General features: G+C 34.0%; 6 protein-coding genes and 1 pseudogene. 3 read left to right on the forward strand and 4 right to left on the reverse strand.

The features are described from left to right. Positions 1–126: 126 nt before the first annotated feature. A pseudogene (locus AAIB49_RS18995) lies at positions 127–315 on the reverse strand (group II intron reverse transcriptase/maturase); the annotation flags it as partial. A 1,133-nt stretch (positions 316–1,448) separates the two neighbouring features. On the opposite strand from AAIB49_RS18995, the gene AAIB49_RS19000 reads away from it, so the two are divergent. The 3 genes from AAIB49_RS19000 to AAIB49_RS19010 all read left to right on the forward strand — a co-directional run bounded on the left by AAIB49_RS19000 (position 1,449) and on the right by AAIB49_RS19010 (position 3,770). Continuing rightward, positions 1,449–1,928 carry a GNAT family N-acetyltransferase gene (locus AAIB49_RS19000; protein ID WP_343458953.1) on the forward strand — a complete coding sequence of 160 codons (480 nt, stop codon included), beginning with the start codon at positions 1,449–1,451 and terminating at the stop codon, positions 1,926–1,928. Between the two features lie 691 nt (positions 1,929–2,619). Continuing rightward, positions 2,620–3,114, forward strand: a complete 495-nt coding sequence (locus AAIB49_RS19005) for a polymorphic toxin type 50 domain-containing protein (protein ID WP_343458954.1) — start codon at positions 2,620–2,622, stop codon at positions 3,112–3,114. A gap of 149 nt (positions 3,115–3,263) precedes the next feature. Beyond that, positions 3,264–3,770, forward strand: coding sequence for a hypothetical protein (locus tag AAIB49_RS19010; RefSeq protein WP_343458955.1), 507 nt, complete (start codon positions 3,264–3,266; stop codon positions 3,768–3,770). Between the two features lie 144 nt (positions 3,771–3,914). On the opposite strand, the gene AAIB49_RS19015 is transcribed toward AAIB49_RS19010, so the two are convergent. From AAIB49_RS19015 to AAIB49_RS19025, 3 genes are all read right to left on the reverse strand, one after another. Next, a complete protein-coding gene (locus AAIB49_RS19015; RefSeq protein WP_343458956.1) occupies positions 3,915–4,112 on the reverse strand; it encodes a hypothetical protein in 198 nt (65 codons plus the stop codon). 64 nt (positions 4,113–4,176) lie between these two features. Then, positions 4,177–5,688 (reverse strand): zinc-ribbon domain-containing protein, encoded by a 1,512-nt coding sequence (locus tag AAIB49_RS19020; RefSeq protein WP_343458957.1) that lies wholly within the window; start codon positions 5,686–5,688, stop codon positions 4,177–4,179. Positions 5,689–5,707: 19 nt separating this feature from the next. After that, positions 5,708–6,529: a hypothetical protein gene (locus AAIB49_RS19025; protein ID WP_343458958.1), complete on the reverse strand. Its 822-nt coding sequence runs from the start codon at positions 6,527–6,529 to the stop codon at positions 5,708–5,710. Positions 6,530–6,662: the final 133 nt, after the last annotated feature.

Consider the following 6,662-nt stretch of genomic DNA (forward strand, 5'->3'; position numbering starts at 1 on the left):
AAGCAACATGTGCAAAAAAATAAAATAACCGTAAATCTGTTTAAAACATCTCAGATTCACGGTTATTTGGCGTTTCTGTTTTTAATTTTAGTTGCTTCTATTATAAAATTTCTTAGTTCGGGCTTACTCTGTTCCTGCCGTTTTACTTCCTGTATTTCTTTTGATATTACGATAGGCAAGACGTATGTTTTCATCAGAGCTCATCAATTCTATTAATCCATAAAAGTTTTCACCATTGACACTACGAGTATAGAGAGTGTCGAAACACTCTTGTAAATTATAATACTCATTATGTCTCAGTTTCTTCCGTTTCAATAAGTCGGTAACCCCTTTCGGAGTTAACCTCTTTTAGTCTCACGAGAACCTTATTAACCGATAAAGATCTGCCTTACATGGTTGAATGATTCTTCATTAGTCTAGTGGCTATCCCTCCATGTGGATTAGACATTTCATTGGTACTGTGCCACCACTTTCACTGATATGAAGGGAAGTTATACAATAACTATTGTCATTATTGTTTTCCTTGCCACCGTTTCATTGAGAGTAAGCCCTCCACGGTATCAGCTTACAACGTTGAATTATATCTATTTTAGAATGAACTTAGGTGCTTCCTGTAAGCCTGTTAGCGTTCATACGCCTATAACGTATCATGGATTTTCATATTAGTTAGTCTTACTCACCCACATCTAACCTCACAATTTGGTGATATACACATTTCTGTGTATTGCAGGTCTAGACCCGTACATTCAGAAGTTTGTCAGCTTAACCTTTTTCTTTTAGGTTTATTTGCATACTCACCATATTCATTTAACTCAAGCATCATGATTTACACCACCCCGTCGGGTAGGCTTTCGTCAGCTAAAGTTCACTGTTACGGTAAATTCTCACGCCTTTTCACCGAGCTTATAACACTATTATTCTTACTAAATCAAGTGCTAATCGACTTAGAGAGAACCCTTCTGAGCGTTACCTCTTCATTTGATTCTTCGATATAATCCTTCAATTCCAGAAGGAATTGCCTAGCCTTTACCAGAGAAATGTTACCATCCTCCATTTAAACTAGGAACATTTCGCACAACTATGCTGCCCCGATAGCTTAATACTGTTGTTTAAATAATAACATAATATTCCAAAAATAAAATTAGAATTTTAGCGATAGAAAAAGGCGATCACAATTGGATCATGCTTGTTTCACTATTGCACCCGTTAATTATAAACGTTTAATATGCTATCTAAAATATCTTTAAGAAAAACAACTTTGATAATTGAGGTTTTAAATTTTTTGAATAATTTGACTAATGGTACTGGAATTAGTATAATTCACTATATATTAGAGGAGGAAGATATTATGGTGTTTAACGTTAAATAATTTTGATACTACTCACGTGGTCCCCCTGTTGTTTTGTTTTTACACATATAAACAAAACAAATTATACAGGAGGTACATGATGATCGAATTTCGAAAAATTACTTGGGATAATTTTGATGAGTGCATAAGTTTACAGTTAACAGACGAACAAAAGGGTTTCCTGTCATCAAATGTTTATAGTCTTGCTCAATCGTACGTTGCTCTATTGAACGATGAACTACCAGCCATGACGTTTGCAATCTATAATTATGATACGATGATTGGATTCATTATGATGTATCATGATACTGCGGAAGAAAACGAATATGGGGATGAAGAGGCTTACGGCATCCTACGTTTTATGATTGATAAGAAGTATCAAAACAGAGGATTCGGAACCAAAGCAATCAAAAAGGCTCAAGAATACATTCAAACATTCCCACAGGGAGAAGCAAAGGCAGTTTATATTTCCTATGCACCAGAAAACAAGATAGCCAGACATCTTTATGCTAAATTTGGTTTTAAAGAGATAGGTATTGATGAAGAGGAAGATGAAATAGTGACAAAACTAAATATATAAAAGTTTTTTACTTTCTTGGCTACTCAAAATGGAGTAGCCATTTTTTTGATGAGATCAATTCAAAAGTCCTTTTATTCAACTCCCTCAGTTTGATACGATTTCCTCTCGAATGCTCACTTATTCGCAGGATTTCATGACCCCAGAGTGTAGGTTGACTCAATAATTGAAATACTATTGACCCTTTTGGCTTCGTAAAGGCATAGTGAAATAAAGGAGTCGTATTATTCTCCATATTTTACCATATAATGTACATCTCCACGCCGCCCCTGGAGGCTATCCCTCCCATGTCTCAACGGGTCTTTGCCCTTTCATTCCTTCGTCATGCCTTTCCAAGGGGTGGAGGCCGGTTTTGCTAAAGGTATGGGTCAGTGCCCTTTCGTTTAAGTATTCCAGTACTCCGTGCTTTCTTTAAAATCCTACGACTAAGCCAACATTCAATTTTATAATTGCTTTTTTCTGTTTCATATGTTCAGGTTATAAGACAATAGAATTATGCAGCAAAAGGTGTAACGCTTAAAAACTAAAAGACTCCTAAATACTCATGTCTAAATTTGTATATTTTTATCAATAAAACACGAATTAATAGGCAATAATATCCATTGATATTTTTGGGAATATTCGTCATTATTTTACATATATTAAATATTTTGTAAAATATGTAAGTAAATCAGGGATAAGGAGAGGTCGTAAAATGAAAAAAATTATGTTTGTATCATTTGTAATTGCAATAATTGCATCATTAGTTTTCCCAACATCAGATGGTTTTGCTCAACAGTTATTTAACCCAATTGATTCTTCCCAAGAAATTTCGGAAATAGGAATCAATTCACTAAAGCCCGGGACAGGCTGTGATAACGGCTGTGGCGGAGCCTCTGTATATATAGGTACTAGATCGTTTCCTAGAAAATTAAACGAAGGAAATCAAACTAAGCATATTAAAGGTTCTCACAATTATGATGCAAAGAGGAGTAGTTTTTACGGAACAAAAAAAAGTGCTGAAGATTTTGTTAAAAGGTTTGGAGGAAAAGGACAACGAGTATCCGGTACTGATAATAAAGAAAGAGTACGTATGGATTACAATGTTGGAATATATAGAAATGCAAAAGGTGATTATGAAATGCCAAGTAAAAATGCAATGATAGTTTGGGGTAAAAATGGTGGACACGTTTACGCTGCAGAACCGTGAGTTTGTAAAGGAAGTAAAGTGGTTTGGCATTAACTAAAACCTCTCCAAACTAAAAAGGAATGGTCTTATGTTTGCTATTTTTTCTTTTCAGTATTCTTATTATGGTATATTTTTGTTATAGGAATATATAAGTATAAAGGGGTGAACGTGTGAATCAAGATTATTTTATATTACAGGCTGATAACTACAGGGAGTTTCAAATAGAATTCGGCAAAGTACAGTGGATGTACTATGATATGACTAAAAATTATGGTGGTTTCGGTCATGATGTCGATTTTGAACATTTTGAATATGAGAGATTTTTCTTTGCTACTACTGACAAAGAGATGGAATGGTATCAAAGACAGATGGAAATCGTAAAACAAGGTGCATTAGTAGCATTAGGATGCGAAGTAATTAACCTTCTGGATGCTCCGGATAGAGATAACAAGGTATATAAATTCATCACATCTGCATTATCTAATCCAACAATAGAGAATTTATCATTTGAAAAAGAAGTACTGTTATCCATGAAGAAAGCACTAGAAGAAGAAACTAATTTTGCATGGACAGCACTCCCCAACGGCTCAATACTTATGGAAAAATTGGAAGAAGTTTACAATAGGTATGTATTCCAATACTTCAAGGATATGTTCGAAGAATCTACAAAAAAGTAAGTTTTCACTCTACTAACGGGGGATTTAGTATAACAAGGAATTAAACTATAAAAAGCCTCAGGTAGTATCTGAGGCTTTATTAAACTAACTCCATTCAGCTATTTTTCTATATACACACTTTTTAATTAATGCCCATTTTCCACTTCATTTCACTGTATACCACAGAGACTTGTTCATTGCATTAGACATCTTATACGTATCAAAGATAGGTTTATGAAACGTAGACTGCCTAAATAATTCTACTAATTCCTGATTGGAATACTCTTTCCCTTCTGGTACTTCTGCTTCAAACTTTATGATGAAATTGAATGTTTCAGCATTTAAAGAATATCTTTTTTCCATTCTATTTCCCCTAGTTACTAGAACCTCTCAAAGAGATTTAAGTAATATTTAATTGAATCACTTCTTATTTACAAGACTTGCATTTAAGACTTCTTCTACTATTTGGACTCGCTTCCCATTCATGCCCACATTTCTCACAAAACCACCAGTATTCAATTCTTGCTGAAACCCCCACCTCATAAGGACTTTTATCATTCTTAGTGGGATGCCATTGCTTTGCAAGTTCTGGCTTTTTAACCGCTAATGAATTTTCCCTCTTTACTTTTCTGGCAGATCGACGACCATACAATTCATAGCAGGTTTTACAACCTGTACCATTTTTTCCCGCTCTCCTATATACGTAAGCCGGATAGCTATGCCCTTTATCACAGATCCAATAAACTTTATCATGCGAACCCTTTGTTATTCTTTCAGGTGTTAACTCTCCATTTCTATCATAATCCCATTCTTTCACAAGCTGTGGATGTGTAGTAGAAAGACAATTGGTTTCATTTACTCGCTTTCCTGCACAATATGGACAGTTCTCTCTACCACCCGTTCGCTCATTGATCATCTTATCGTAAGTTGACTTACACTTAGGACAATCCCAATAAATTTTTACCTCGTTTGAAAATGGCAAGTACATATCTGGAGTCCCTTTATTCAAATCATGGTTCCATTCTTTTGCTATTTCAGGGAATAATAATTCAAGGTTATATTCTTCTGTTGCAACTTGTCCTTTGCATACTTTACAGCCATGACCATTTGCCTTACTATTAATTTGAACCAATGATGGATGTCCCTTGTCGCAAATAAACCAAGCCTTATGATTAGAATATGCTTTAAAATTTATTGGCAACAAACCGTAATTTCTACTTTCATCCCACATTTTGCTTATATCTGGAAACAAATCGGCTAAACTATCTTTTTCTTCAATCGGTGGAATTTGGGCAAGTATCGCCATGTTATCAACATCAACATTTACCATTTCTTTTATTCTATTAATTTCTTTGGTGTATCCTAAATATGTATTATCGATCATATCTAACACTTCTTGAATCATCTTACCAACTGTTTTATGCGTAGAACGTTCATATAGATATTCCTGAACTCCTTCAATTTTTAACGGAGCTAATCCATTATCTCTTACACGTATCAGGTCATAGCCAGTTCCAATTATTAAACGGCTTTTATCATGATCCATCTCAAATTTGTCTCGATGAGTATGTCCACCGTCGTATTCAATTATGGTATTAAGAGATTTAATCAGGACATCAACCGATTTATACTTACCTAAACCCTCAATATTGGGGTTTAGCTCTGCATCTTGAAATATTTGTTTGATATAATAATAGATAGCCAGTTCAGGAAATCCAACATTATATCGTTCGTGACATTTCGGGCAACCAGTATTCTTAATAGCTCTACTTTTAGCTTGGCTTGACCAAACATGCCCACACTCTTTACAAAGCCAGGTAATAAGTTTGTCAGAACCAGTCCTTATATTATTTGGTGTATTATCCTTGTTTTCATTTGTGTGCCATTCTTCAACCAAATCCGGTCTTTCTTTTGCTATAAAGTCCCTTGTATTTCTCATCCTAACTCACCACCTAAAACTATAGTACCTTTGTCAAATACTCTTCCCAATAATCTGCCTGTGAATCATCAATCTCATTAATCCAAGAATACATCAATAATATTTCAAGGAACTGTTTCTTACCTCGAAGGAATGGTTTATTAGATACCTTTTTATAAAAAAGATTGATATTAAAAAGATTAGACTTTTGCTTAATATCATAATCATACTTCATCCAGGTCTCATCGCTTTTTATTCGATGTTTTATGGGCCATTTATCTTCATTATTGAAAAAGCGACTCACCCAATTAGAAGCGAATTCAAACAAATTCACCTGATAATTTAACCATGTTTTCTCTACCCACTCATTTATTTCTTCTGCAATATAAACAGAATTAATATCAGTATCAGGCAGACTTGCTATTTGATGATAGTCCTTTATAAATCTATATAACATTTCAGTTTGCCCTTTTAGAAAAGGATTCTTTTTTAAAAGCCCTGCATAACAATCATACGATAATTCCCTAAACTCATTGTCCGTATGACACAACAAAAATAGCTCCTCTTTCTTTAAAAGACTAATAATTGAACGTTGAAGTTGTTTATCATACTCATTGTATATGTTTACTAACCAATCTTGAATGTCAGGTTCATATTTACGTAATTGTTTTCTATACTTTTGTAGTCGCTCAATATTTAATACCGTATCCGATTCAATATTCAATTCATCTAAATATTGATTGAAGAATTCCAAAACGTAGTTTACCGATATCTGCATATTTTCATTTCTGGCATCCAAATCAAATTCATTAATACTATCTTCTTTTTTTCTTTTGGCAATGTACTCTTCAAGGGTGAGCATAATATCCACTCCCTCAATAAAGTTAATTTTTCTTCCAAATACTCGCGTATTCTCAATATTTTATAAACACTAGTTAGTTGACACACCTTATAGATAGTTAAAAATTGAAAGTAATTCAATTTATTTACAGGTT

The organism is Ornithinibacillus proteolyticus, assembly GCF_039581225.1.
Lineage (GTDB): Bacteria > Bacillota > Bacilli > Bacillales > Amphibacillaceae > Ornithinibacillus > Ornithinibacillus massiliensis.

What these genes read in the sequence shown, in the direction of transcription:
- AAIB49_RS19000 (WP_343458953.1), top strand. Translation starts at nt 1,449, where the DNA reads ATGATCGAATTTCGAAAAATTACTTGGGATAATTTTGATGAGTGCATA.
- AAIB49_RS19005 (WP_343458954.1), top strand. Translation starts at nt 2,620, where the DNA reads ATGAAAAAAATTATGTTTGTATCATTTGTAATTGCAATAATTGCATCA.
- AAIB49_RS19015 (WP_343458956.1), bottom strand. Translation starts at nt 4,112, where the DNA reads ATGGAAAAAAGATATTCTTTAAATGCTGAAACATTCAATTTCATCATA.
- AAIB49_RS19020 (WP_343458957.1), bottom strand. Translation starts at nt 5,688, where the DNA reads ATGAGAAATACAAGGGACTTTATAGCAAAAGAAAGACCGGATTTGGTT.
- AAIB49_RS19025 (WP_343458958.1), bottom strand. Translation starts at nt 6,529, where the DNA reads ATGCTCACCCTTGAAGAGTACATTGCCAAAAGAAAAAAAGAAGATAGT.